At 61.6% G+C, this 25,726-nt stretch carries 19 protein-coding genes; 8 read left to right on the top strand and 11 right to left on the bottom strand.

Annotation, left to right across the window (positions count from 1 at the left end; translation table 11 throughout):
- Positions 1-91 precede the first annotated feature (91 nt).
- The 6 genes from NE852_RS21920 to trxA all read left to right on the top strand — a co-directional run bounded on the left by NE852_RS21920 (position 92) and on the right by trxA (position 12,072).
- Entirely contained in the window at positions 92-2,680 is a 2,589-nt protein-coding gene (locus NE852_RS21920; protein ID WP_008528756.1) for a PAS domain-containing sensor histidine kinase, read from the top strand.
- On the top strand, positions 2,677-4,188 hold the full coding sequence (tsaE, locus tag NE852_RS21915) for a tRNA (adenosine(37)-N6)-threonylcarbamoyltransferase complex ATPase subunit type 1 TsaE (RefSeq protein WP_258156091.1): 1,512 nt from the start codon (positions 2,677-2,679) through the stop codon (positions 4,186-4,188). Before NE852_RS21920 ends, tsaE begins: the two co-directional genes overlap by 4 nt.
- A 13-nt stretch (positions 4,189-4,201) precedes the next feature.
- Entirely contained in the window at positions 4,202-4,933 is a 732-nt protein-coding gene (locus NE852_RS21910; protein ID WP_008528754.1) for a nucleotidyltransferase family protein, read from the top strand.
- 4 nt (positions 4,934-4,937) lie between these two features.
- Positions 4,938-8,129, top strand: a complete 3,192-nt coding sequence (addB, locus tag NE852_RS21905) for a double-strand break repair protein AddB (protein ID WP_258156090.1) — start codon at positions 4,938-4,940, stop codon at positions 8,127-8,129.
- Positions 8,122-11,676, top strand: coding sequence for a double-strand break repair helicase AddA (gene addA / locus NE852_RS21900; protein WP_008528749.1), 3,555 nt, complete (start codon positions 8,122-8,124; stop codon positions 11,674-11,676). Before addB ends, addA begins: the two co-directional genes overlap by 8 nt.
- Positions 11,677-11,751: 75 nt before the next feature.
- A complete protein-coding gene (gene trxA / locus NE852_RS21895) occupies positions 11,752-12,072 on the top strand; it encodes a thioredoxin (RefSeq protein ID WP_008528748.1) in 321 nt (106 codons plus the stop codon).
- 74 nt (positions 12,073-12,146) lie between these two features.
- Here trxA and NE852_RS21890 read toward each other — a convergent pair whose 3' ends face one another.
- The 10 genes from NE852_RS21890 to NE852_RS21845 form a co-directional block, all read right to left on the bottom strand.
- Positions 12,147-13,499 carry a folylpolyglutamate synthase/dihydrofolate synthase family protein gene (locus tag NE852_RS21890; protein ID WP_258156089.1) on the bottom strand — a complete coding sequence of 451 codons (1,353 nt, stop codon included), beginning with the start codon at positions 13,497-13,499 and terminating at the stop codon, positions 12,147-12,149.
- Positions 13,500-13,526: 27 nt separating this feature from the next.
- Positions 13,527-14,432 (bottom strand): acetyl-CoA carboxylase, carboxyltransferase subunit beta, encoded by a 906-nt coding sequence (accD, locus tag NE852_RS21885; protein WP_008528746.1) that lies wholly within the window; start codon positions 14,430-14,432, stop codon positions 13,527-13,529.
- 39 nt (positions 14,433-14,471) lie between these two features.
- Positions 14,472-15,311 (bottom strand): tryptophan synthase subunit alpha, encoded by an 840-nt coding sequence (gene trpA, locus NE852_RS21880; protein ID WP_008528745.1) that lies wholly within the window; start codon positions 15,309-15,311, stop codon positions 14,472-14,474.
- A 3-nt stretch (positions 15,312-15,314) separates the two neighbouring features.
- Complete coding sequence (gene trpB / locus NE852_RS21875) at positions 15,315-16,535, bottom strand: tryptophan synthase subunit beta (RefSeq protein WP_258156088.1); 1,221 nt, start codon at positions 16,533-16,535, stop codon at positions 15,315-15,317.
- 2 nt (positions 16,536-16,537) lie between these two features.
- Positions 16,538-17,206: a phosphoribosylanthranilate isomerase gene (locus tag NE852_RS21870; RefSeq protein WP_008528740.1), complete on the bottom strand. Its 669-nt coding sequence runs from the start codon at positions 17,204-17,206 to the stop codon at positions 16,538-16,540.
- Positions 17,207-17,280: 74 nt separating this feature from the next.
- Positions 17,281-18,039, bottom strand: a complete 759-nt coding sequence (locus NE852_RS21865) for a M48 family metallopeptidase (RefSeq protein WP_258156087.1) — start codon at positions 18,037-18,039, stop codon at positions 17,281-17,283.
- A gap of 109 nt (positions 18,040-18,148) precedes the next feature.
- Positions 18,149-18,586 (bottom strand): DUF2852 domain-containing protein, encoded by a 438-nt coding sequence (locus NE852_RS21860; RefSeq protein ID WP_008528736.1) that lies wholly within the window; start codon positions 18,584-18,586, stop codon positions 18,149-18,151.
- A gap of 144 nt (positions 18,587-18,730) precedes the next feature.
- Entirely contained in the window at positions 18,731-20,008 is a 1,278-nt protein-coding gene (locus tag NE852_RS21855; RefSeq protein ID WP_008528735.1) for a polyhydroxyalkanoate depolymerase, read from the bottom strand.
- 203 nt (positions 20,009-20,211) lie between these two features.
- Positions 20,212-21,054, bottom strand: a complete 843-nt coding sequence (locus tag NE852_RS21850; protein ID WP_008528734.1) for a fumarylacetoacetate hydrolase family protein — start codon at positions 21,052-21,054, stop codon at positions 20,212-20,214.
- A gap of 93 nt (positions 21,055-21,147) precedes the next feature.
- Entirely contained in the window at positions 21,148-22,101 is a 954-nt protein-coding gene (locus tag NE852_RS21845) for a glutathione S-transferase family protein (RefSeq protein ID WP_008528733.1), read from the bottom strand.
- A 174-nt stretch (positions 22,102-22,275) separates the two neighbouring features.
- On the opposite strand from NE852_RS21845, the gene NE852_RS21840 reads away from it, so the two are divergent.
- Together NE852_RS21840 and NE852_RS21835 are read left to right on the top strand one after the other, a co-directional pair.
- Positions 22,276-22,560: a DUF2218 domain-containing protein gene (locus NE852_RS21840; RefSeq protein WP_037172047.1), complete on the top strand. Its 285-nt coding sequence runs from the start codon at positions 22,276-22,278 to the stop codon at positions 22,558-22,560.
- A gap of 37 nt (positions 22,561-22,597) precedes the next feature.
- Entirely contained in the window at positions 22,598-23,197 is a 600-nt protein-coding gene (locus NE852_RS21835; RefSeq protein ID WP_008528730.1) for a nitroreductase family protein, read from the top strand.
- Positions 23,198-23,264: 67 nt separating this feature from the next.
- Here NE852_RS21835 and gyrB read toward each other — a convergent pair whose 3' ends face one another.
- On the bottom strand, positions 23,265-25,700 hold the full coding sequence (gene gyrB / locus NE852_RS21830; RefSeq protein ID WP_258156086.1) for a DNA topoisomerase (ATP-hydrolyzing) subunit B: 2,436 nt from the start codon (positions 25,698-25,700) through the stop codon (positions 23,265-23,267).
- Between the last annotated feature and the right edge of the window lie 26 nt (positions 25,701-25,726).

Raw genomic sequence — 25,726 nt, 5'->3', positions numbered from 1 at the left:
CTTGATTCGTGGCGCCGGACCCGTCCGACCGCCCCGAAAATGGGATGTCTTGTCGTAATGCGGCACATTGAAGGACGGAGACATACCGCGGATGTCGGAAATGAAAGACAGCCTGTCCAGTCAGGCGGATGACGGCGCTCGCGCCGTTCGCCGCCCGCTCTCGGCAGGCCAAGAACATAAATCTGCAACGGCACACGAGGCCGCAAAGCAAGAGCATGGATCATTGGCGCGCTTCCTGAAAACCTGCGCGGCCGGCACGGCGCTTTCTGCGCTGGCACGGCCGGTTCTGGCACAGGCGGAGCAGCAGGCGGCGGCCTCGGCTCACCTTTTCACATCTTCCCAGGTCGTCGGCGTTTCCGTCGTCATCGGCGTCATATCGGCAGCATTGCTTTCGACGCTGTGGCTGGTGCGCCAGCGTGGCAACCTCGAAAACGAGAGCCGGGAAATCCGCTCAGCGCTTTCCGATGCACAGCAGCGCATTTCGCAATACCAGGCCCTGATCGCCGACAAGAACCGACGGATCGTGATCTGGGACGGCAATGCCCGGCCGGAACTGCTCGGCCAGCTTCCGCCCGAAACCGGCGCGCCACAGGATGGCGAATTCCTCGCCTTCGGTCTCTGGCTGAGGTCACGCTCGGCCTCCGAGCTGGAAAAGGCGATCGACCGGCTGCGCGACGAGGCGCAGAGTTTCGACATGGTGGTCGAAACCATCCGTGACGAGATCCTCGAGGCACAGGGCCGGGTTTCGGGCGGGCGCGCCTTCGTCCGTTTCGTGGCGCTCAACAATCTGCGTGCCGAACTCGCCGAACTCAGGATCGAGCGCGACCGGCTGATGACCTCGATTTCCGCCTTTCAGACCATGCTCGACGCAATCGACATGCCGGCCTGGCAGCGCGACCCGGGTGGTCGCCTCACCTGGGTGAACCAGGCTTATGGCGAGGCGGTCGAAGCGCGAACCCCGCAGCAGGCGATCAATGAAGGCCGCGAGATGCTGACGACCGTGGCGCGCGAGCGCATTCGCGCGGTGACGACGCCAGAATCGCCCTTCCACGACACGATCTCGACGGTCGTGCACGGCAACCGTACGTTCTTCGACGTCGTCGATGTCAGGGTGCCCGGCGGTTCTGCCGGAATCGCGATTGACGTCTCCGACATTGAGGCGGTGCGCGCCGAGCTGGAGCGGACGCTGAAGAGCCATGCCGAAACGCTCGACCATCTCGCCACGCCCGTTGCGATCTTCGACGGCGACCGCCGGCTGCAATTCTACAATCAGGCTTTCGTCACGCTCTGGGAACTGGATATCGCTTTCCTCGAAGGCCGGCCCGACAACAGCGAGCTGCTGGAGCGGCTGCGGGCAGCCAAGAAACTGCCGGATCAGCTCAATTGGAAAAGCTGGAAGGAAGCGGCCCTTTCCGTCTATCGCGCTCTCGACACGCAGTCCGACCTCTGGCACCTGCCGAACGGGCAGACGCTGCGGGTCTTCGCAACCGCCCATCCGCAGGGCGGCGCCACCTGGGTCTTCGAAAATCTGACCGAACAGGTCGATCTCGAAACGCGCTACAACACGCTGGTCAAGGTGCAGGGCGAAACGATCGACCATCTTTCCGAAGGTGTGGCGGTGTTCGGCCCGGACGGGCGCATCCGCCTGTCGAACCCGGCCTTCCGCGCACTCTGGGGAATCACGGAAACCGAAGCCAAGCCCGGCACGCATATCCGCGCGCTGGGCGAAGCCTGCGCCCCCTCCTATGACCGGCCGGACGGATGGAAGGCTTTCGCGGAATTGATCACCAGTTTCGACGACGAGCGCCGTTCGGGCCAGGGAACGCTGGAACTCTTCTCCGGCCTCGTGCTCGACTATGCCGTCATCCCGCTGCCGAACGCCCAGACCATGCTGACTTTCGTCAACATGACCGACAGCGTGCGCGCCGAGCGCGCGCTCACCGAGAAGAACGAAGCCCTGCGCAAAGCCGACGAGCTGAAGAACGACTTCGTCCAGCACGTTTCCTACGAGCTGCGCTCGCCGCTGACGAATATCATCGGCTTCACCGATCTCCTGCGCACGCAGGGTGTGGGACCGCTCAACGACCGGCAGGCCGAATATATCGACCACATCTCGACCTCGTCCTCGGTTCTGCTGACGCTCGTCAACGATATTCTCGACCTTGCGACCGTCGATGCCGGCATCATGCGGCTGAACTATATGGAGATCGATCTCAACGACCTGCTCGACGACGTCTCGATGCAGATCGCAGATCGCCTCCACGAAAGCGGCGTGGCGCTTGAGATCACCGCGCCGGCCTATCTCGGCTCGATCGTCGCCGACCCGCAGCGGCTGAAGCAAATCCTGCTCAAGCTCCTTTCCAATGCGGCAAATTTCTCGCCCGAGGGCACTTCAATCTCGCTGGAATGCCATCGCGACGGTACGGATTTCGTCTTCTCCGTCAGCGATCGCGGCCCCGGCATCTCGCCTGACATGATCACGACCGTCTTCGACCGCTTTGCCACGGGAGCAAAAAGCGGCAAACGTGGCGGGGCCGGCCTTGGCCTTTCGATCGTCGATAGTTTCGTCAGCCTGCATCATGGCGACGTGACGATCGACAGCGAGCCGGGCAAGGGCACGACCGTCGTCTGCCGGATCCCCTCGGTCGATATCCCGCATTCCGCCGCTGCAGCCGAATGACCACGAGTGATCCGATCTCGCTTTTCCTGAAGGACGAGGCGGCCACCATTCGCTTCGGTGAAGACTTGGCTCTCGCCCTGAAGGCCGGCGATTGCCTTGCCCTTTCGGGCGATCTCGGCGCCGGGAAGTCCTCGCTCGCGCGCGCCATCCTGCGCGCCATCGCCGATGACGAGGAGCTCGAAGTTCCGAGCCCGACCTTCACGCTGGTGCAATCCTACGACCTGCGCATCCAGGTTTCGCACTTCGATCTCTACCGGCTGGGCGACCCCGCGGAACTGGCTGAACTCGGCTTCGACGAGGCCTTGCAGAACGGCATCTGTCTCGTCGAATGGCCGGAGATGGCCGAAGGCGAGTTACCGGCATCGCGTATCTCCTTGCGGCTTGAACATGAGGGCACCGGTCGCCGCCTGACGATTACGGCGGCTGAGAAGACCGCGGCCCGTATCCGTCGCGTGCTTGATATCCGCAGCTTTCTTGCCGATGCCGGCTATCAAGACGCCAAACGGCGGTTTCTTACCGGGGATGCATCGCTGCGCGCCTATGAATCCGTCTATCCCAAGAAGGGCGAACGCAAAATCCTGATGGACTGGCCGCCGCTGCCGGACGGGCCACCGGTTCTGGATGGCAAGCCTTACCCCAAGGTCGCCCACCTCGCAGAAAACGCCTACCCCTTCGTGGCGATCGCCAATGTTTTGCGCGGGTGGGGCTTTGCCGCGCCGGAGATCTACAAGGTCGATTATAACAAGGGCATCCTGCTGATCGAAGATCTCGGCACCGAAGGCGTGCTCGATGACGACGGGCAGCCGATCGTCCAGCGCTATCGGCAAAGCGTCGCCTGCCTTGCGCATCTCCATTCCATGCAAATTCCGCAGGATATCCCGGTTACGGCGTCGCATACTCACCACATCCCTGACTTCGACCGCACGGCGATGAAGATGGAGGTGCGGCTTGTCCTCGACTGGCATATTGCCTGGAAGCGCGGCACGGCCCCGACCGATGCCGAGCGCGAGGAATATCTGGCGATCTGGGACGACTTGATCGACGAGTTGCAATCGGCCGAAAAGAACCTTCTGTTGCGCGACTTCCATTCGCCCAACATCATCTGGCGCGAGCATGAAAGCGGTATCCGCAAGATCGGCATCATCGACTTTCAGGATTCGATGATCGGGCCGACCGCCTATGACCTTGCCTCCATCGTTCAGGATGCGCGCGTCACGATAGAGCCGAACCTTTTCCGACAGCTAATGGATGACTACCTCACGCTCCGCCGCGCGCAGGGCGGCTTTGACGAAGCTAAATTCATGAAGGCCTGGGCCATCATGTCGGCACAGCGCAACTGCAAGCTCGCCGGCCTCTGGGTGCGGCTATTGCAACGTGACAGCAAGCCCGGCTACCTCAAGCATATGCCGCGAACGCTCGCCTATCTCCAGGTCGCGTTCGAGCACGAAACGCTTGCCCCCTTGCGCGATTGGTGCGCAAGGGCTGGAATAGGCCAAAGCGAATCATAAGTTCCGGATCAGCATGACGATCAGACAAGCCATGGTATTGGCCGCGGGTCTCGGAACCCGCATGCGCCCGATCACCGACACGATCCCGAAGCCGCTGGTGAAGATCGACGGCAAGCCGATGATCGACTACGCGCTGGATTCGCTGGTCGTGGCCGGCGTCGAACGGGCCGTCGTCAACATTCACCATCACGCCCAGCAGATGCTCGACCATCTCGGAAACTATCGCGGCCTCGACATCGTCATATCAGACGAGAGGGAGGCGCTGATGAATTCCGGTGGCGGGCTGGCGAAGGGCCTCACGCTACTGACTCGTGACGACGTCTTCGTCATGAATGCCGATCTCTTCTGGATCGGCGAACAGCCGGGGCGGCCGACAAACCTGCAGCGCTTAGCCGGATTCTTCGATGCCGAGCGCATGGACATGGCGCTCCTCTGCGTCAGGATTGAGGATACGACTGGCCATAACGGCAAGAACGATTTCAGCCTCGCAGCCGATGGTCGCCTGACGCGTTATCGCGACGATCCCACCAATCCCGTCGTCTATGCCGGGGCGATCGTCATGAACGCGTCGCTGCTCGACGATGCGCCGAAAGATGCCTTCAACCTCAATATCTATTTCGACAAGGCGATCGCGCGCGGGCGGCTGTTCGGCCTTGTGCTCGAAGGCCATTGGCTGACTGTGGGAACGCCGGAAGCGATCGGCGAAGCGGAGGAAACGATCCGCCGATTGCGGGCGTTCGCGTGAGCTCATGGCGGAGCGGCACCAGCCACGCATTCTGACGATCCCGGCGGGCCTTCCCTTCCTGAAAACGCTGGCGACGACACTTTGCGACGGCCGGCTGACGCCGCTCTTCCGGCACGATCCCGATGACCCGCTGTCGCTCGCCGGGGTGACGATCTACCTGCCGACCCGGCGCGCGGTCCGCGTGCTGCGCTCGGAATTCGTCGACCTGCTCGGCGGCCGTTCAGCTATTCTCCCCGTTATCCGTCCCCTCGGCGAAACCGATGACGATAGCGGTTATTTCGACGAAGCGCTGCCGGCGACGATCGATCTCGCCCAGCCGCTATCGAATACCGCCCGCCTGCTGGAGCTTGCGCGCATCATCCTTGCCTGGCGAAACAAGCTGCCGGAGATCGTCCGCCATATTCATTCGGATTCGCCGCTCGTTGCGCCTGCGAGCCCGGCCGATGCGATCTGGCTTGCCCGCAACCTCGCGGAGCTGATCGATTCCATCGAAACAGAAGATCTCGACTGGTCGGAGCTGTCGAAGCTCGACACCGGCGACTATGCGGCCTGGTGGCAGCTGACGGCGGAATTCCTGCAGATCGCCAGCGCATTCTGGCCGGAGCGGCTTTCCGAGCTCGGCAAATCCTCGCCGGCGCGGCACAGGAACGCCATCCTCCGAGCCGAAGCGAACAGGATTTCGACGATGACGCCTGCCGGGCCGATCATCATCGCGGGTTCGACGGGCTCCGTTCCCGCCACCGCCGATCTCATCGCCGCCGTCGCCAATTTGCCCGAAGGCGTGATCGTGCTGCCCGGCCTCGATCTCTCCATGCCTGAGAAGCACTGGCCGATGGTCGCGCCGGAACCGGCACCCGGCCAACATGCAAATCCGGCGAGCCGCAGCCATTCGCAATATGGCCTGTCGTCCCTGCTGAAGCGGCTGAAGCTCACGCGCGCCGACATCGCGCTGCTCGACCGACCCGAAGCCGATCTCGACCGGCGTGCCGAAATCCTGTCACGTGCGCTCACCCCGGCCGAGGCCACCAGCGACTGGGGGGCATGGAAAAACGATCTTCCCGAAGGCGTCCTGTCCTCGGCCTTTGCGGATGTTTCGCTGATCGAAGCCGCCAACGAGCGCGAAGAGGCGACAGCGATTGCCATTGCGCTCCGGCTGGCGCTGGAAAGGCCGGGGCAGGACGGCGATAGCCGGGCAGCGCTCATCACACCGGACCGCAATCTCGCCCGGCGAGTGATGGCAGAGCTTTCCCGCTTCGGCATCCTGGCTGACGATTCGGCCGGCACGCCGCTTGCCGCCTCGCTGCAGGGCACCCTGCTGCAATTGCTCCTGGAGGCGGCGCTGCGGCCGGGCGATCCGGTAGCGATCGTCTCACTGCTCAAACATCCGCTCGCCCGCTTTGGGCTCGAACGCGATGCACTGATCTCCGCCACAGAGGCGCTCGAACTGCTGGCGCTGCGCGGCGGCGTGGCGGAGGTGGATATCAGCGCGCTCGGGCCGCTGCTCGCGCATCAGCTTGCCGAACAGGCCCTAGACAGGCATGCACCGCAATGGCGAAAAACGCTTCCGCCCGAGGCGGCCGATGGCGCATATGAGCTTGCGCGCCGGGTTCGACAGGCGACCACACCGCTCGCTTCGGCGCTGATGCGCCACCGGCCGGAAGATCGTGGTCGGACGGCAAGTTTCACCTTGTCCGAATGGGCGGAGCGTACCGGCCGTTCCCTCGAAGCCGTCGCCGCCGATCCGCAAGGCAATCTCGCCGATCTCTGGTCGAGTGAAGCGGGCGATGCGCTCGCCGCGCTGCTCAGCGAAGTGATCGATACCGAAGGCCAGATGGAGGCCGACGGACTGCAATGGATTGACATCATGGCGGCGCTTGCTGCCGGCCATGCGGTGAAGCCAAGGGCTCTCAGCCATCCCAGGCTCTTCGTTTTCGGCACCCTGGAAGCCCGCCTGCAGAGTGTTGATACTTTGATCCTCGGCGGCCTGAACGAGGGCTCCTGGCCCGGGCAGACCGCCAACAATCCCTTCATTCCCAGGATGATGAAAACGGAGATCGGTCTTGAACCGCCGGAACGGCGCATCGGCCAGCTGGCGCATGATTTCGAGATGGCGAACGGCACGCGCCATCTGATCTATTCGCGCGCGCTCCGCCAAGGCTCGACGCCGACCGTCGGCTCACGCTGGCTGCAGCGGCTTTTGGCGCTGGGCGGAGAGGCGTTCGAAGCGGAGTTGAAGGGACGCGGCAACCGGTACCTGCAATGGGCCGGTCTCATCGATCAGGGAGAGGCTCAGGCACCGGCGCAGCGACCCTCACCAAAGCCGCCGCTCGAACTACAGCCGAAATCCTATTCCTTCAGCGAAGTCGGCCGGCTGCGCCGTGACCCCTATACCATCTATGCCCGCCGCGTCCTCAGGCTCGACCCGGTTGATCCGTTCAATCGTGATCCGGGAGCGGCCGAACGCGGTACGCTCTACCACAAAATCATCGACCGGTTCATTCGCGAGGCGCATATCGCCGGCACGCCTGATGCGGCAGCAGCGATGGAGCGTATCCTTTCCGAGCTTTTCGACATGGAGCAGCTGCCGCCGCATATCGATGCCGTGTGGCGGCCGCGCTTTCGCGAGGTCGCCCGCGCCTTCCTCGAATGGGAGGCAGGCCGGCGGCCGGGCATCCGCAAAACGCTGACGGAGGTACGGGGCGGCGTCGAACTGGAGCCGATCAATATCCGGCTCAATGGTGTCGCGGACCGGATCGACATAACAGGTCCCAACGCCGCCGATATCATCGACTACAAGACCGGTTACAATCCTTCGCCGACCCAGGCGCGCGCGCTTCTCGACCCGCAGCTTGCGCTGGAAGCCGCGGCGCTCAGCGCCGGCGCCTTCCGCGATGCCGGCAGCCTCGTGCCGCAGGACCTGCTCTATGTCCGCCTGCGCCCGGGGCGGCGCTTCCAGGTCGATACCGTCAATAACGAGAATTCGGCACGCAGCGACCAGGCGAAATCGGCGATGGATCTCGCCGAGGAATCGATCGATCAGCTGGTCAAATTCGTGGGATTGCTGCAATCCGGTGAAAAGGGTTTCACCTCTCGGCTCATTCCGGCCCAGCAATTCGATTTCGGCGGCGATTACGATCATCTTGCCCGCGTCTCGGAATGGTCGACGGCCGAGACCGAGGAGGGCGGCGATGAATGATGCGACCGAGCTTCCCGATGATGACGATCCCGGCGCCTGGATCGGCTGGACGACGATTCAGCAGGCAATCGCATCCGACCCCGTGCGGTCGGCATGGGTTTCCGCCAATGCCGGTTCCGGCAAGACCCATGTCCTGACGCAGCGTGTCATCCGGCTTCTGCTCGCCGGAGCGCGGCCTTCGGCCATTCTCTGCCTGACTTACACCAAGGCTGCGGCTTCCGAAATGTCGAACCGCGTCTTTGAACGGCTGTCCGACTGGGTCGTGCTCGACGACGATGACCTTAGCCGGCGGATCACCCAGATTGAAGGTGCGGCGCCCGACAGAATCAAACTTGCCGAGGCTCGTCGGCTGTTTGCCAAGGCGTTGGAAACGCCAGGCGGATTGAAGATCCAGACGATCCACGCCTTCTGCGAAGCGCTGCTGCACCAGTTCCCGTTGGAGGCCAATGTCGCGGGACATTTCTCGGTTCTCGACGATCGCGCGGCGGCCGCGCTGCTGTCCGATGCGCGCCGGGCACTGCTGACAGCAACCGCACCGGCCGGAGACAGCGCGCTTGCCGAGGCATTTGCCTATGTGCTCAACCTCGGCGACGAATCCGGTCTCGAGAACCTGCTCGGCGACATCGTCGCCAATCGCAATGCCATTCGCCGTTTCACAGCGGCGGCCAACCAGCTCGGTGGCGTCGAGATGGTGCTGCGCAAAAGGCTTGGCCTCACATCAGACGACACGGAAAGAGGGATCGCGGCGCAATATTGGCCGCTGCCGGGGCTTTCCGGCAGCACCCTGGAGCTTTATCTCTCGCTTGCTGACCAAAAGGGCGGCGCGAAGGCGCATGAGGTTGCCTTTGGCCTTCGGCTCGCCGCTCGGGAGCGCGATGAGGCACGACGTGCCGAAATGCTCGAAAAGATCTTTCTGACGGCCGCAAAGGGCGAACCGAAGTCGGATTCGCAATTCTTCGTCAAAGCCATGCTCGCCGAAGCGCCTGAGTTGGCTGACGCCATCACCGCTGCCCGCGCCCATGTCGCTTCGAGCCGCGACCGGCTGAAACTCATGCGGATGTACGGCGCCACGCATGCCGCGCTCGTGCTCGCCGACCGGCTGAACCAGGATTACGAGGAGCTGAAGAAGCAGCGCAGCCAGCTCGATTTCGAGGACCTGATCACCCGCACCGCCGATCTGCTGACGAAAGGTGGGGTCGGACCCTGGATCCATTACAAGCTCGACCGCGGCATCGACCATATCCTGGTCGACGAGGCGCAGGATACCAGCCCGATCCAGTGGAGCGTCATCCAGTCGCTGGCGGAAGATTTCTTCTCCGGCGAAAGCGCCCGGCCGATCGTGCGCACCCTCTTTGCCGTCGGCGACGAAAAGCAGTCGATCTATTCCTTCCAGGGAGCGCGACCCGAGCGTTTTTCCGAGGAGAGCGACCGAACGCGCCGGCGCGTTTCCGACAGCGGGCAGAGCTTTTCCTCCATCCGGCTGCCGCTCTCCTTCCGCTCCACCGCCGACGTGCTCGAAGCCGTCGACCATATCTTCAAAGAGCCGGATAATGCGCGCGGCCTCAGCGCGCTCGGTGAACCCGTCGTGCATCGTTCGAGCCGGATCGGGCATCCAGGCGCCGTCGACTTCTGGGAAATGGTGGCGCCGGAAGCGGTGGTTAAGGAGGAAGACTGGACCGCGCCCTTCGACGCCACGCCGGAAAGCGCACCCGCTGCTATCCTGGCGCGGCGGATCGCACATTCGATCGGCATGCTCGTCGGCCGCGAAACCATCGTCGAAAAGGGCAAAGAACGGCTGATCGAGGCCGGCGACATTCTTGTGCTGGTGCGCAAGCGCGACGCCTTCGTCAACGCCTTGACGCGCGCGCTGAAGCGGCGCGGCGACATTCCTGTCGCCGGCGCCGACAGGCTGATGCTGACCAGCCATGTCGCTGTGCAGGATCTGCTGGCGCTCGGCCGTTTTCTGCTTCTGCCGGAAGACGACCTTTCGCTCGCCGCCGTGCTCAAGAGCCCGCTTTTCGATCTCTCCGAGGAGGACATCTTTTCGATCGCGGCACTCCGCGGCGACAACGAGAGCGTCTGGAGCCATCTCAGGAAATTCGCCGCCGACGGCACCGAGCGTTTCCGGGCGACAGTCGAAAAGCTCGAACTGTTCTTGCGGCAGTCCAGGAGCCTGTCGGTTCATGATTTCTATGCGCGTGTGTTGGGCAGCCATGGCGGGCGGCGGCAATTCCTGGCGCGTCTCGGCACCGAGGTCAGCGATATTCTCGACGAATTCCTGACTTTCACTCTCGACCACGAGAGTTCCGGCCTTCCCGGGCTGCAATCCTTTATCTCGACCCTGGAGCTCGAAGCGCCCGAGGTGAAGCGCGAGCAGGACAAGGGACGCAACGAGGTGCGGATCATGACCGTGCATGCCTCCAAAGGTCTTGAAGCGCCGATCGTTTTCCTCGTCGACGGCGGTTCCAAGGCTTTCACGCATACGCATATGCCGAAGCTTCGGCTGATCGAATCGGCGTCCGGCGAGCCGCCGATGCCTGTTTGGGTTCCCGTCTCAGACCTTGCCAATTCGCTGACGCAGAGCGATGCGGCGCGTGTCCAGAGACTGGCGGAAGAAGAATATCGCCGGCTGCTCTATGTCGCCATGACGCGCGCCGCCGACCGCCTGGTCGTCTGCGGCTATCGCGGGGTGCGGGAGAATAGCGACACCTGGCATAAGATGATCTCGACAGCGCTGCGTGAAGATCATCCCTATGTCGAGGCGGCCACGTTCTCAGGTCCGGACGGCGAATGGCCGGGCACGAGGTGGCGTGTGCCGCGGGTGGAACGCAGCTTCGAACGTCTCGACCGCAGCCAACACCACGAAAGCCAGGAAGCGCTGCCGGACGGGCTGTTGCGGCCGCTGCCGCCGCAGGCCGAGCTGCCCCGGCCGCTCAGCCCCTCCGGCGCCGGGACGATCGTCGACGAAGACGAAGGCGGTCTGCTCATCACTTCGCCGTTGTTCGCTGAGAAGGAGCGCAGCGATCGGTCGCTGGAGAAAGGCAGGCTGATCCACCGGATGCTGCAGGCTCTTCCCGACATTCCACCTGCCGAACGGCCGGATGCCGCGAAGCGTTATGCCGAGCGGGCGGCACGGTTCTGGCCCGAGGCTGAACGGCTGAGACTCATCGATTCGGTTCTGAAACTATTGGACGAGGAGGGTCTGCAACACATCCTCGGCCGAGAGGCGCGGCCCGAGGTCTCGATCATGGGCACATTGACCGTCGACGGCAGACGCTATGCCGTTTCCGGTCGCATCGACCGGCTCGCCGTGCTCGCCGATCGCGTCGTCATTCTCGACTACAAGACCAATCGCGTGCCGCCGGTGACCGAAGAGGCAATCCCCTTTGCGCATAAGGCGCAGCTCGCGATCTATCGCGAGATCCTGGCGCCGCTCTATCCGGGCAAGCGCATCGACTGCATGCTTGTCTATACCGAGAATGCTTCGCTCTACACGTTGGGCGAAAAGGCGCTCGGTTTGGCGCTTGCAGGACTCAAGACAAAGTGAAATACCGGACATTGAAAATTCGGCACCGCACCATCACATGTGGTTCAACACCAAATTCCGTTAAAGGAGCAGCCTATGGCTACCGTGAAAGTCGATATCAATAACTTCCAGTCGGAAGTTCTGGAATCTGCAGAACCCGTCGTCGTCGATTTCTGGGCTGAATGGTGCGGCCCGTGCAAGATGATTGCTCCGAGCCTCGAAGAAATCGCCGTCGAGATGGAAGGCAAGGTCAAGGTCGCCAAGCTCAATATCGACGAGAACCCGGAACTCGCCGCCCAGTTCGGCGTGCGCTCCATTCCGACGCTCGCAATCTTCAAGGGCGGCGAAGTGGCCGATATCTCGGTCGGCGCCAAGCCGAAGACGGCTCTTTCGAACTGGATTTCGAACGCCGCCTGATTGGTATCGCATACCTGAAAAAGCCCGGCTTCGACCGGGCTTTTTTCATTTCACATTTCTTCACTTCGCCCGCTTCACTTCGGAGGCGTGCCGTTGTCGGCAAGCACATCGCCGACGAGATAGAGGGAACCGCCGATCAGAATGCGCGGCGGCAGCGCTTCTGGATCGAGCGCGGATTTTATCGCTTCCAGCGCATCCCCGACCGTCGACATCGGTTCGGCGACCAGGCCGGCATCATAGGCGGCATTCGACAGGATCACCGGGTCGATTACCGCATCGCTGCCACGGATCGGCACGCAGAAAACCTTCTCGACCAGGCCTGCGAAGGCCTTGAAATAACCGATCGGATCCTTGGTGTTGATCATACCGGTGATCAAGAACAGCGGCCGTGGCTGGCGCTCTTCGAAATTGGCCATGGCTTCGGCGATCACTTCGCCGGCACCGGGATTATGCCCGCCATCGACCCAGATCTCGGCGCCGGCGGGCGCATGCTGCATCAGCCGGCCCTCGCTCAGGCGCTGCAGCCGGCCCGGCCATTCCACGCAATTCATCGCCTTTTCCATCATCGTCTCGGTGACATTGAAGCCGGCCGCCTTGACGGCGCGAATGGCAGCGGCGGCATTGGCATATTGATGACGGCCGGGAAGGCGCGGCAGCGGCAGGTCGGCAAGCCCGTACTCATCTTGATAGACGAGCCGGCCGTATTCCTCATGCGCCATGAAATCCTGCCCGAAGACGGCGCTCGGGCAATGCAGCCGCTCGGCCGTCGACATCAGCACGTCAAGCGCGGCATCATATTCCTGGTGGCCGATGACGACGGGCAGCCCCGGCTTCATGATGCCCGCCTTTTCGGCTGCGATCAGCTCGACCCTGTCGCCGAGATAGGGCTGGTGATCCAGCGAGATCGGCATGATGACCGAAACGGCCGGATCGGAAATGACATTCGTGGCGTCGAAGCGGCCGCCGAGACCAACTTCGATGATCGCGGCATCGGCCGGATGTTCGGAAAACAGAATAAAGGTGACCGCCGTCAGGATTTCGAAGACGGTGATGTGCTGCCCGGCATTGGCTTCGGCGACTCGGCGCACCGCCTCGGCAAAAACGGCGTCTTCCACGAGCTGCCCGCGTCCGCCCGCCACGCCGATGCGATAACGTTCGTGCCAATTGACGAGATGCGGCGAGGTATGGACATGGGCGCTGTAGCCGCCGGCCTCGAGCAAGGCGCGGCAGAAGGCTGTGACGGAACCCTTGCCGTTGGTGCCGGCGACATGGATCACCGGCGGCAGTTTCCTGTGCGGATTGCCGAGCACATCAAGAAGACGGGTGATGCGATCGAGAGACAGATCGAACCCCTTGGGATGCAATCCCATGAGTTTTTCGATCTCTTGCGCTGCCTCACTCACCGCGGTTTGGCCTCTGGGTATCATTTCGGCACCCCGCCTGCTTGTCGGTTATCAGGCGCTCGCCGCCAGAGCGATAGCGCCGCCATTCACGTCATTTGCCGCAGAAACGGGCTTCTTCGTCAGAATCTTCAGAAGACGCGCCAGCGTCTCCGGGATGTCGTGACGTTTGACGACCATGTCGACCATACCATGTTCCAGCAGGTATTCGGAGGTCTGGAAGCCTTCCGGCAGCTTTTCACGCAGCGTCTGCTCGATCACGCGCTTGCCGGCAAAGCCGATTTCGGCGCCGGGTTCTGCCAGGTGGATATCGCCGAGCATGGCATAGGAGGCCGTGACGCCACCGGTCGTCGGATTGGTCAGAACGACGACATAAGGCTGGCCGGATTCCTTGAGCAAATCGACGGCAACAGTCGTGCGCGGCAGCTGCATCAGCGAGAGAATGCCTTCCTGCATGCGCGCGCCGCCGGAGGCGGGGAACATGACCAGCGGGCACTTTTCGGAGGTCGCGCGCTCGAAAGCCTTGACGATCGCTTCGCCGGCGGCAATGCCGAGCGAACCGCCGATGAAGTTGAATTCATGCACGACGGCAACGAGCTTCAAACCTTGCACCTTTCCGACGCCGGCGAGGATCGTATCCTCTTGTTCGGTCTTCAGGCGGCTGTCGCGCAGACGATCGATGTACTTCTTCGAGTCGCGGAACTTCAGCGGATCCTGGGCGACCTTCGGCTGCGGCAGCGATTCGTACTCACCATTATCGAAAAGATCGGCAAGGCGGGCCTTGGCCGGCATCTTCATGTGATAACCGGACGCAGGAATGACCCATTTGTTGGATTCCAGATCCTTATGGAAGACCATCTCACCCGTTTCCGGGCACTTGATCCAGAGGTTCTCCGGCACTTCGCGACGGCCCAGCATGGAATTGATCCGCGGGCGAACGTAGTTGGTGATCCAGTTCAACTCGAATTCTCCTGGTTGAATAGCGCCAATGTGGGAAAACTATTCGGCAGCAACAAGGCGCGCCGAGCGTGTTCCCGAGGAAAGGCCGCGCACCAGCGTTGCGACCGCCTGAACCGTGTCTGCCGTCGCCTTGCCGTCTTTCGTCAAGCTCGTGGCGACCTGATTGACGATGGCGGTGCCGACGACGACGCCGTCGGCCGAACCGCCGATGACCTTCGCATGCTCCGCCGTCTTGACGCCGAAGCCGACACAGACCGGCAGCTCCGTATGCTGTTTGATGCGCTGGACGGCGCCCGACACCAGCGACGGATCGGGCAGCGCCGAGCCAGTAATACCGTTCATCGACACGTAGTAGACGAAGCCGGAGGTGTTTTTGAGTACGGCGGGCAGGCGCTTCTCGTCCGTGGTCGGCGTCGCCAGGCGGATGAAGTTGATACCTTTGCGGATTGCCGGAATGCAGAGCTCGTCATCCATCTCAGGCGGCAGGTCGACGACGATCAGGCCGTCAATGCCGGCGGCGATCGCGTCGTCGAGGAATTTCTCGACGCCGTAGATGTAGATCGGATTGTAGTAGCCCATCATCAAGATCGGCGTCGCATTGTCAGCCTTGCGGAAATCGGCCGCCAGCTGCAGCGTCTTCTTGAGCGTCTGGCCGCCTTTCAGCGCACGCTGGCCGGCCAGCTGGATCGCCGGGCCATCTGCCATCGGATCGGAAAAGGGCATGCCGAGCTCGATGATGTCGGAGCCGGCTTCCGGCAGTGCCTTCATGATGCCGAGAGAGGTATCGTAATCAGGATCGCCGCCCATGAAATAGGTCACAAGCGCCGGACGGCCCTCGGCCTTCAGCTCGGCAAAGCGTTTGTCCATGCGTGCGGTCATGTCTTACAGTCCCATTCCCAGAATCTTGCCGACGGTGAAGATATCCTTGTCGCCGCGGCCGGAGAGGTTCATCAAAATGATCTCGTCCTTGCCCATCTTCGGGGCGCGCTTGATGACCTCGGCGATCGCATGCGCAGCCTCGAGCGCCGGGATGATGCCTTCGAGACGGGTCAGGGTCTGGAAGGCCTCGAGCGCTTCATGATCCATGATCGGCACGTAATCGACGCGGCCGATATCGCTCAGCCAGGAATGTTCGGGGCCGATGCCGGGATAATCGAGGCCGGCCGAAATCGAATGACCTTCCTTGATCTGGCCATCACCATCCTGCAGCAGGTAGGTGCGGTTGCCATGCAGCACACCGGGTGTTCCGGCAGTGATCGAAGCGCAATGTTCGTCACCCTGCAGTCCCTTGCCACCGGCTTCGACGCCGACGATCTTCACCGAAGAATCGTCAAGGAAGGGGTGGAAGATGCCGATCGCATTCGAGCCACCGCCAACGGCAGCGACAACGAGATCGGGAAGACGGCCTTCGGCGGCCAGCATCTGTTCTTTCGCTTCCGTACCGATCACCGACTGGAAATCACGGACCATTTCCGGATAGGGATGCGGGCCAGCCGCCGTTCCGATTAGATAATAGGTATCCTCGACATTGGTGACCCAGTCGCGGAGCGCCTCGTTCATGGCGTCCTTCAGAGTGCCGCTGCCTGCCGTTACCGGCTTCACTTCCGCGCCGAGCAGCTTCATGCGGAAAACGTTCGGCGCCTGACGCTCGACGTCGGTTGCGCCCATATAGACGACGCAGGGAAGGCCGAAGCGAGCGGCAACGGTAGCCGAGGCGACGCCATGCTGGCCGGCACCGGTTTCGGCGATGATCCGGGTCTTGCCCATGCGCTTGGCGAGCAGGATCTGGCCGATGCAGTTGTTGATCTTGTGCGAGCCGGTGTGGTTCAGCTCCTCGCGCTTGAAATAGATCTTCGCGCCGCCAAGCTCGGCCGTCAGCCGCTCGGCGAAATAGAGCGGGCTCGGGCGGCCGATATAATGGGCGCCGAGATGTTTCAATTCCGCCTGGAATGCCGGATCGCTCTTTGCCCTGTTCCATTCGTCCTGCAGATCGAGGATCAGCGGCATCAACGTTTCGGCAACGAAACGACCGCCGTAGATGCCGAAACGGCCATCTTCATCGGGTCCGGAACGGAAGGAATTCGGTTTAGGCGTTTCGTTCACTCTCAACTCCCTGAGGCCATGGCAGGCGCATCCGCCTTTTCGACCGCATCGAAAAATTCATCGATCATCGCGACGCTCTTCACGCCGGGCGCGCTTTCGACGCCCGAAGAGACGTCAATACCAGGCGCTTTGGTGATCAATAGCGCGTCCGCGACATTGTCCTTATTCAGCCCGCCGGAAAGCATGTAGTCGATGCTGCCGTCGAGCCAGCTCAAAAGACTCCAGTCGAAGGAAATCCCGTTGCCGCCGGGCAGTTCCGAACCCTTCGGCGCTTTCGCGTCGAAGAGGAAACGGTCGGCGATGCCGATATAGGCTTCGACGCGCTTCAGATCGTCGGCCGTGCGCACGGAAAAGACTTTCATGACCGGCAGGCCATAGAGCGCCTTGATCGTCAGCACATGTTCGGGGCTTTCGTTGCCGTGAAGCTGCAGAATATCCGGCTTCAACAGCGATACGATCTCGTCCAGGTCGTCATTGGTGGGATCAACGACGACGGCGACGATCTTCGCCTTGCCGCGGGCGGGTTCGGCAAGTTTTGCCGCAATATCCGGTTCGACGTAACGCGGGCTCTTTTCGAAGAAGATAAAACCGATATGGGTCGCGCCGCGTTTCAGCGCACGATCGATCGCTTCGGGCGTCTTCAAGCCACAGATCTTGATATCGGGTTTCATGGCAGCGAAGTGACACGAAATGCAGCAAGAGTCGAGCCAATTTGCGTGGAACGCTGCATTTAGGGGACGCTCATCTAATCGAAATCAATGGCGTGCAATTGGCTGCCGTGCCGCTTCAGCCAGGATTTCGCTTCCTCCATGCCGGGGCAAAGCTTCTTGCAAAGCGCCCAGAAGCGGGGTCCGTGATTCATCTCCTTAAGATGGGCGACTTCATGAGCGGCGAGGTAATCGATCACCGAAGGCGGCGCCATGACGATGCGCCAGGAAAAGCTCAAGTTTCCCTCCGATGAGCAGGAACCCCACCGGCTGCGGGTATCCTTCATCGAAATCGAGCGGATCGGCGCCCGGATTGTTGCAGCATGCATCGCCGCCAGTCGCTCGAGATCGGCGCGCGCTTCCTTCTTGAGGAAGGCGGCGATGCGCCGTCCGACATGTTCCGGCATGCCGCTGACGCGCACCACAGGGCTGCCGTCCACGGTGACTACTTCCGTCAAGCCGCGCAGGCTGCCGGTGTGCTCGATGCGATGGGAAACGCCGCGCAGGAGAATCTTGCCGCCGTCGCGCAATCCGCTATCGGTCGAGAACTTGGCAAGCCTGGTGAGCAGCCATCCCTGGTGCCGATCGAGGAAGGCATTGACCTCGCGCGCCGCAAGACCTCTCGGCACCGTCATCTTCAAAGCCCGCCCGCCCGGCTCGATGCGCAGCGTGATGCGGGTCGCCTGATCGTGCTGTTTGATGGTCAGAGGCATGAGCCGGCCGGCGACATCGAGCGTCCGCATTTCGGGCGGAGCCGGCTTTCGCGCCTTTGGCCGTGTCTTCAGAAGCGGAAACATGGGTGTTTTCTATACGATTCGCCGCAGAATCTAAACGATTTGCCCGGCGGCCAGACATGGAAAAACCGGCATCGGTGGGATGCCGGTCATCAATTCATTGCTTGAGCCTTCAGGGCGTCTGAAATTCCGCGACTGGGCCGCCATTGTCGTCGCGCTTGGCATTCTTGCGGTCACGCATGAAGCGGTCGAACTCTTCCTGATCCTTGGCGCGGCGGAGTTCGCGCAAATAGTCGTCAAATTCCTCGCGCATTTCATCGAGTTTGCGGCGCTCTTCCTCGATCCGGTCGAGCTCGGCCTTGCGCCAATCGTCGAAGGCGACGTTGCCGGTCGAGAAATGCGGGCGATGACGGCCATGCGGGCGGCGGCAAGAGGCAAAGAAGCCATCGGTCGCCTGGTTGACGTCGCGCTTGAAGCCGCGCAGACGCTCGCCGAAGATGATGTAGGCAAGCATGGCCAGACCCAGAGGCCAGAAAACCATGAAGCCGAGAATCATCAGGGCAATGGTAGCCGGAGTCCAATCCGGTCGAAGCAATGCTGACTGGTTCATCGTGCGGGTATCCTTGCTTTCCGCGCCCGGCAAGATGCCGAACGCTGAAATCGATGTGGTTACCGCAATAGGCGCCTTCAAGACGATTGCCCACGAAATCGGACAAGGCCTTGAATCCGTTTTTCTAATTCAGCTGTCGCTTACTCAGGCGGTTCGACCGCCCTTGATGACGCGCGGGATCGTCGGCTTGACGACGGAACGGGAATGCTGGCGGACAAAGTTGACGATGCGCGGCGCGATCTCACGGCGGAAACGCGAGCCGTTGAAAACGCCGTAATGACCGACATCCGGCTGGAGATAGTGCAGGCGCATATCTTCGGGAATGTTCACACAGATGGTCTGCGCCGCCTTGGTCTGGCCGACGCCCGAGATGTCATCGTTCTCGCCTTCGACGGTCAGAAGCGCCACCTTGCGGATCGCCCCCGGGTCGACCCGTTTGCCGCGGTGCATCAATTCGCCCTTCGGCAGGGAGTGCTTCATGAAGACCTGCTCCACCGTCTGCAGATAGAATTCGGCGGTCAGATCCATGACGGCGAGATATTCGTCGTAGAAGTCGCGATGTTTTTCCGGCTCGCCGTCGTTCTTCACGAGATGCATGAAGAATTCCTTGTGGGCGACAAGGTGGCGGTCCAGGTTCATCGACATGAAGCCCGAAAGCTGCAGGAAGCCCGGATAGACCGGGCGCATGAAGCCCGGCTGCGGCCAGGGCACGTTCATGACGACATTGTCGGAGAACCACTGCAGCGAGCGTTCCTGAGCAAGCTTGTTGACCGCCGTCGGATTGATGCGCGTGTCGATCGGGCCGCCCATCAACGTCATCGACGAGGGCGACAGCGGATCATTGGCTTCTTCCATCACGGCAGCGGCCGCCAGCACCGGAACAGAAGGCTGACAGACGGCGATGACATGGGTGTCATGGCCGAGGAAATGCAGCATCTCGATAACGTAATCGACATAATCGTCGAAATCGAAGGTGCCTTCGGTCATCGGCACCATGCGGGCGTCGATCCAGTCGGTGATGTAGACATCGGCGCTCGGCAGCAGCGCCTCGACCGTACCGCGCAGCAGCGTCGCATAGTGGCCGGACATCGGCGCGACGATCAGGATACGAGGGTCGCTGGCGCGGCCGGGCGGAACGTTTCGCGCGAAATGCAAGAGGTTGCAGAAGGATCGCGACCAGACGATCTCTTCACGGACGGAAACCGTCTGATCGCCGATCGTCGTGTGCTTTAATCCGAATTCCGGCTTTCCGTAGCGGCGTGTCGTGCGCTCGAACATTTCGAGACTTGCCGCCATCGTCCGGCCAAAAGGGGTCTGGGAGAATGGGTTCAGCGGATTGGCATAGGCAAATCGCATGATGTCTGCCGCGGCGCGAAACGGCGCCATGGCGGCATGATTCAATTCATAAAGCTGATAGAACATAAACGGCGCCACCTTTCTCTATCGAAAAGATGACGTCGATTGATAGACATCGAATCTTTCCGCACGCTGGCCCACAACGCAGACTAACAGGTTTTTGTTGCACAGCAACATGGACGTGCCGGACCTGAACAAGAAATGCCAGAGTGTTGATCTCTGGCATCACCATAGAACCGAAAGCTTAAGGTTCGGCTGAGGTAGCGTCGTTAACGATCAGCGACGAAGCTCTGCTTCTGGCTGCCAAGACCTTCGATGCCGAGTTCGACAACGTCGCCATCCCTGAGATAACGCGGCGGTTTCATGCCCATGCCGACGCCGGGAGGCGTTCCGGTCGAGATGACGTCGCCGGGATGGAGGGACATGAACTGGCTGAGGTAGGAAACGATGTGAGCGACCCCATAGACCATGGTTCTCGACGAGCCGTTCTGCATCGTCTGACCGTTGACCTTCAGCCACATGCCGAGGTTCTGCGGATCGGCGATCTCATCCTTCGTCACAAGCCAAGGACCGATCGGCCCGAAGGTATCGCAGGACTTGCCCTTGGTCCACTGGCCGGCGCGCTCCGTCTGGAAGGCACGCTCGGATACGTCGTGCGACACGCAGTAACCGGCAACGTAGTCGAGTGCGTCGGCTTCGCTGACATATTTCGCCGTCTTGCCGATGACGACGCCGAGTTCGACTTCCCAATCAGTCTTTTCCGAGCCGCGCGGGATGAGCACGGTGTCGTTCGGACCAACGATCGCCGACGTCGCCTTCATGAAGATCACCGGCTCGGGCGGCACGGTGGCGCCGGTTTCGGCTGCATGATCGGAGAAATTGAGGCCGATGCAGATGAATTTGCCGGTGCCGGCCACGCAGGCGCCGATGCGACCAGGAGCGAGTTCCGGAAGGCTCTTCGGATCGATCGCCGCTATCCGCGCAAGGCCCGCCGGCGAGATCGCCTCGCCGCCGATATCGGCGACGTGACCGGAAAGATCGCGGATCTTGCCCTCGGAATCGAGAAGCGCCGGTTTTTCACGGCCTGCTTCGCCAACACGCATCAGCTTCATGGAATGCCTCCTCATCGAAAACGGATTTGCAGCCACCTATGAACGAATTATTCATCGGTGTCATTACGGCTTTGTCGAGAAGCGGACGGCCTTCTAGAAAATTTCCGAGAGAATCGGCCCGGCAGGCACGATTTTCGTGGGGTTGAGGCTTTCGATCGAATAGTATCCGCGCCTGATGTGGTCGAGATTCACCGTTTCGGCGATGCCCGGCCAATCCAGCATGCGGCGGCAAAAGGCGCGCAACGCGGCATAATCCGAAAGGCGGCGCAGATTGCATTTGAAGATGCCGTGATAGGCGGCATCGAAACGCACGAGCGTGACGAAAAGCCGGATATCGCTTTCCGTGGGATGATCGGCAAAGAGGAAAGGCCGACCTTCAAGCTGCGGCTGGAGCCAATCGAGGCAGGAGAAGACATCAGCGAAGGCTTCCTCATAAGCGATCTGTGTGGTGGCGAAACCGGCGCGATAGACCCCATTGTTGAGAGCTGGGTAGATGCGCTCGTTGAAAGCATCGATCTCGGCGCGCCTTTCCATGGGATAAAGATCGATCGGATTTTTGGCCAGCGCGCCGAAGCCGCTGTTAAGCATCCGCAAAATATCGGCGGATTCGTTGTTGACGATGGTCTGCCTTTGCTTGTCCCAGAGAACCGGCACGGTGGCGCGGCCGGTGAAATCCGATGCTGCGCGTGTATAGATTTCATGCATGTAGACAGCGCCGTTGACGTGATCCGGCGTTGCTCCCGGATAGTCGCCGAAGCGCCAGCCCTGCTTCGTCAGCACCGGTTCGACGACCGAGACGGAAATGACATCTTCCAGGCCCTTGAGCTTGAGGCCGATCAGGGTTCGCGAGGCCCAGGGGCAGATATAGGCGACATAGAGATGGTAGCGGCCGGGGCTGGCTTCATAGCCGCCCTCACCCGTCGGCCCGGCCCCGCCATCCGGCGTCACCCAGTTGCGAAATCTGGAGACCTGCCTGACGAAGCCGCCCTTTTCATCCTTTGCCTGAACGGGCTGCCAGTCTTCCGTCCATTTTCCATTCACCAGCATGCGCAACTCTCCGATCGCTTTATCGAGGCAGTTCATTAGCCTGCTTCGACGCGCGCGTGAGGCCGCTTTTATGGCGACAGTCTGTACACTTGAAATGCGACGACGCTGCGCTTGCCAAGACTGCGAAGCAGGAAATATGACTGCGCTGCAGTCCAAGATGAAATGGAGTTCGACATGCACCTCTCCAAGGCCGTCGTGCGCACCGAACATGCAAGCCGCTATCTACAGCAGCTCTGCAAACATTGGAGCCACAAGTTCAGCGTCGATTTCGATCCGCACAAGGGTCGAGTGCCGTTCAGCGAAGCGGCCGAGGTGACATTTACCGCCGACGGCGCGGCGCTGACCATGACGCTTTCCGTTGCCGATCCCGCGCAGCAGGCAAGAATGCAAGGCGTCATCGACGATCATCTGAAGCGTTTCGCCTTCCGCGAGGAACTCGACATCGTCTGGACGGACTAGCCTCAACGATTTTTATATCTCAACCTCTGGAACAAGCATGACGAAGAGCAATAACCGCGAATCCGAATATTCGATTGATCCGATGTTTCTCGACCGCTGGTCGCCGCGCGCCTTCACCGGCGAAACCATCGAGGAAGCACAACTGCTCAGCCTGCTCGACGCCGCCCACTGGGCGCCCTCCTCCTCCAATCAACAGCCCTGGCGCTTCATCTATGCCCTCAAGGGCGCGGAGCATTGGGAGAAATTCGTCGCATTGCTCGTCGATGCCAACCAGGAATGGGCAAAGAACGCATCCGCGCTGATCTTCGTCGTGTCGCGCGCCTTCACCGGCGCTGCCGGTTCCGGCGAGGAAAAGCCGAGCTACACCCATTCCTTCGATGCCGGTGCGGCCTGGGGCTATCTGGCGCTCCAGGCGCGTCTTTCCGGTTTCTATGCCCATGGCATGGGCGGCATCAAACATGAGGAAATCAGCAAGACATTCGGCATTCCGGAGGGGTACCGTGTCGAGGCCGGCGTTGCCGTCGGCCGCCTCGCCGACAAAAGCGTCCTTTCCGAACGCTACCAGGCGCGCGAATTCCCGAGCCAACGCAAGCCGCTCTCCGAACTCGCCTTCAACGGCCGTTTCGTCGCGAACTGAGTGAGGTCAGAACAAGCGAAAGCCCCGCCATCCCAGGATGGCGGGGCTTTTTTGGGAGAGATACCGGTCAAATATCGAGATTGGCGACGCTGAGCGCGTTGTCCTGGATGAATTCGCGCCGGGGCTCGACTTCATCACCCATCAGGCGGGCGAAGAGGCCGTCGGCATCGGTGGCGTCGGCGACCTTGACCTGCAGCAGCGAGCGCACATTCGGATCGAGGGTCGTTTCCCAGAGCTGCTCGGCATTCATTTCGCCAAGGCCTTTGTAGCGCTGCATGCTGAGGCCCTTGCGGCCGCTGGCGAAGATCGCGTCGAGCAGGGCGCGCGGGCCTGAAATCTCGATATCGCCTTCGCGTCGGTGCAGCGACGGCGGCGTCTGATAGATTTCCTTGAGTCGCGATGTCAGCTGGTCGATATGCCGGGCATCCGAAGAACCGATCAGCGCCATGTCGAGAACGACGATTTCCTTGACGCCGCGTACCATGCGCTCGAGACGCAAGCCACCCTCGCTCGTCAGGTCGCCCTGCCACCCTCGCTCGGTCTCCTCGGCGATGATGTCAAGGCGTCCGGCCACTTCGTTCGTCAGCGTCAGCGCCCTTGCCTGATCGCTGACGAGTTCGGCGTTGAGGGCGCCGGCAATCGCCGCCTGCTCGACGACGGCGCGGTTGTAGCGTGAATGGAGATTGTCGAGCAGCGCGCGCATGCGCAGCGCATCGAGGATGACCTCGCGCAGATCCTGGCCGGTGCGGACCTCGCCGCTGCCAAGCTTCAACGCTGCGTCCTCAAGGCCCTGGGCGATGAGATATTCCTCGAGCGCCTTCTCGTCCTTCAGATATTGCACCGACTTGCCGCGCGCAACCTTATAGAGCGGCGGCTGGGCGATGTAGAGATGGCCCCGCTCGATCAGCTCCGGCATCTGCCGGAAGAAGAAGGTGAGCAGTAGGGTGCGGATATGCGCGCCGTCGACGTCGGCATCCGTCATGATGATGATCTTGTGATAACGCAGCTTTTCCGCGTTGAACTCGTCCTTGCCAATGCCGGTGCCGAGTGCGGTGATCAGCGTGCCGATTTCCTGGCTCGACAGCATCTTGTCGAAACGGGCGCGCTCGACGTTCAGGATCTTGCCGCGCAGAGGCAGGATTGCCTGGTTTTCGCGCGAACGGCCTTGCTTGGCCGAGCCGCCGGCGGAATCACCCTCGACCAGGAAAACTTCGGACTTGGCCGGATCGCGTTCGGAACAGTCGGCAAGCTTGCCGGGCAGCGAAGCGATATCGAGCGCACCCTTTCGGCGGGTCAATTCGCGCGCCTTGCGGGCCGCTTCGCGCGCAGCGGCCGCCTCGACGACCTTGCCGACCAGGATCTTGGCTTCACTCGGATGTTCTTCGAACCAGGTGCTCAGCGCCTCGTTGACGAGGCTTTCGACAACGGGACGGACTTCCGAGGAAACGAGCTTATCCTTTGTCTGCGAGGAGAATTTCGGATCAGGCACCTTGACCGACAGCACCGCCGTCAGGCCTTCGCGGCAATCCTCACCCTGCAGCGTCACCTTTTCCTTCTTGGTGATGCCGGAATTGTCGGCGTAGGAAACCACCTGGCGCGTCAGAGCCGCGCGGAAGCCAGCCATATGAGTGCCGCCGTCGCGCTGGGGAATGTTGTTGGTAAAGCAGAGCACGTTCTCGTGGTAGCTGTCGTTCCACCACATCGCCACTTCGACCGTGATGCCATCCTTTTCGCCGCGGATGGCGACCGGCTTGTCGACGAGCGGCTTCTTGGCCCGGTCGAGATAGGAAACGAAAGCCTCGAGGCCGCCATCGTAACGCATCTCTTCCTGCTTGATATCCGAGTGGCGCTTGTCGCTCAGAAGGATGCGCACGCCGGAGTTCAGGAAGGCGAGCTCGCGCAGGCGATGCTCCAGCGTGCCATAGTCGAACTCCGTCATGGTGAAGGTTTCGCTGCTCGGCATGAAGCTCACTTCCGTGCCGGTTACGTCAGGGGCATCGCCCGTGACCTTCAGGGGAGCGTCAGCCACACCATGGGTGAAGCTCATCTCATGGATCTTGCCATGGCGGCGGATCTTCAGCTTCAGCCAGACGGAAAGCGCATTGACGACGGAAACGCCGACGCCATGCAGACCGCCGGAGACCTTGTAGGAATTCTGGTCAAACTTACCGCCGGCATGGAGCTGCGTCATGATGACTTCTGCCGCCGATACCCCTTCGCCGGTATGGATGTCCGTCGGGATGCCGCGGCCGTTATCGGTGACCGTGACCGAACCATCCGGATTGAGAGTGACGGTGACGATGTCGGCATGGCCGGCGAGCGCTTCGTCGATCGCGTTGTCGACGACTTCGTAGACCATGTGGTGAAGGCCGGAGCCGTCGTCAGTGTCGCCGATATACATGCCGGGGCGCTTGCGCACGGCATCGAGGCCCTTCAGGACCTTGATGGAATCTGCGCCATATTCGGTGCTTACGCCGTTTTCCGTCGCGGATGTATCGCTCATTCTGTCGAGATTTTCCCTGTTGTCGT

The organism is Rhizobium sp. Pop5 (assembly GCF_024721175.1).
Taxonomy (GTDB): Bacteria; Pseudomonadota; Alphaproteobacteria; order Rhizobiales; family Rhizobiaceae; genus Rhizobium.
Note: the sequence above shows the minus strand (reverse complement) of the source record. Positions and strands in the feature narration are given on the sequence as shown.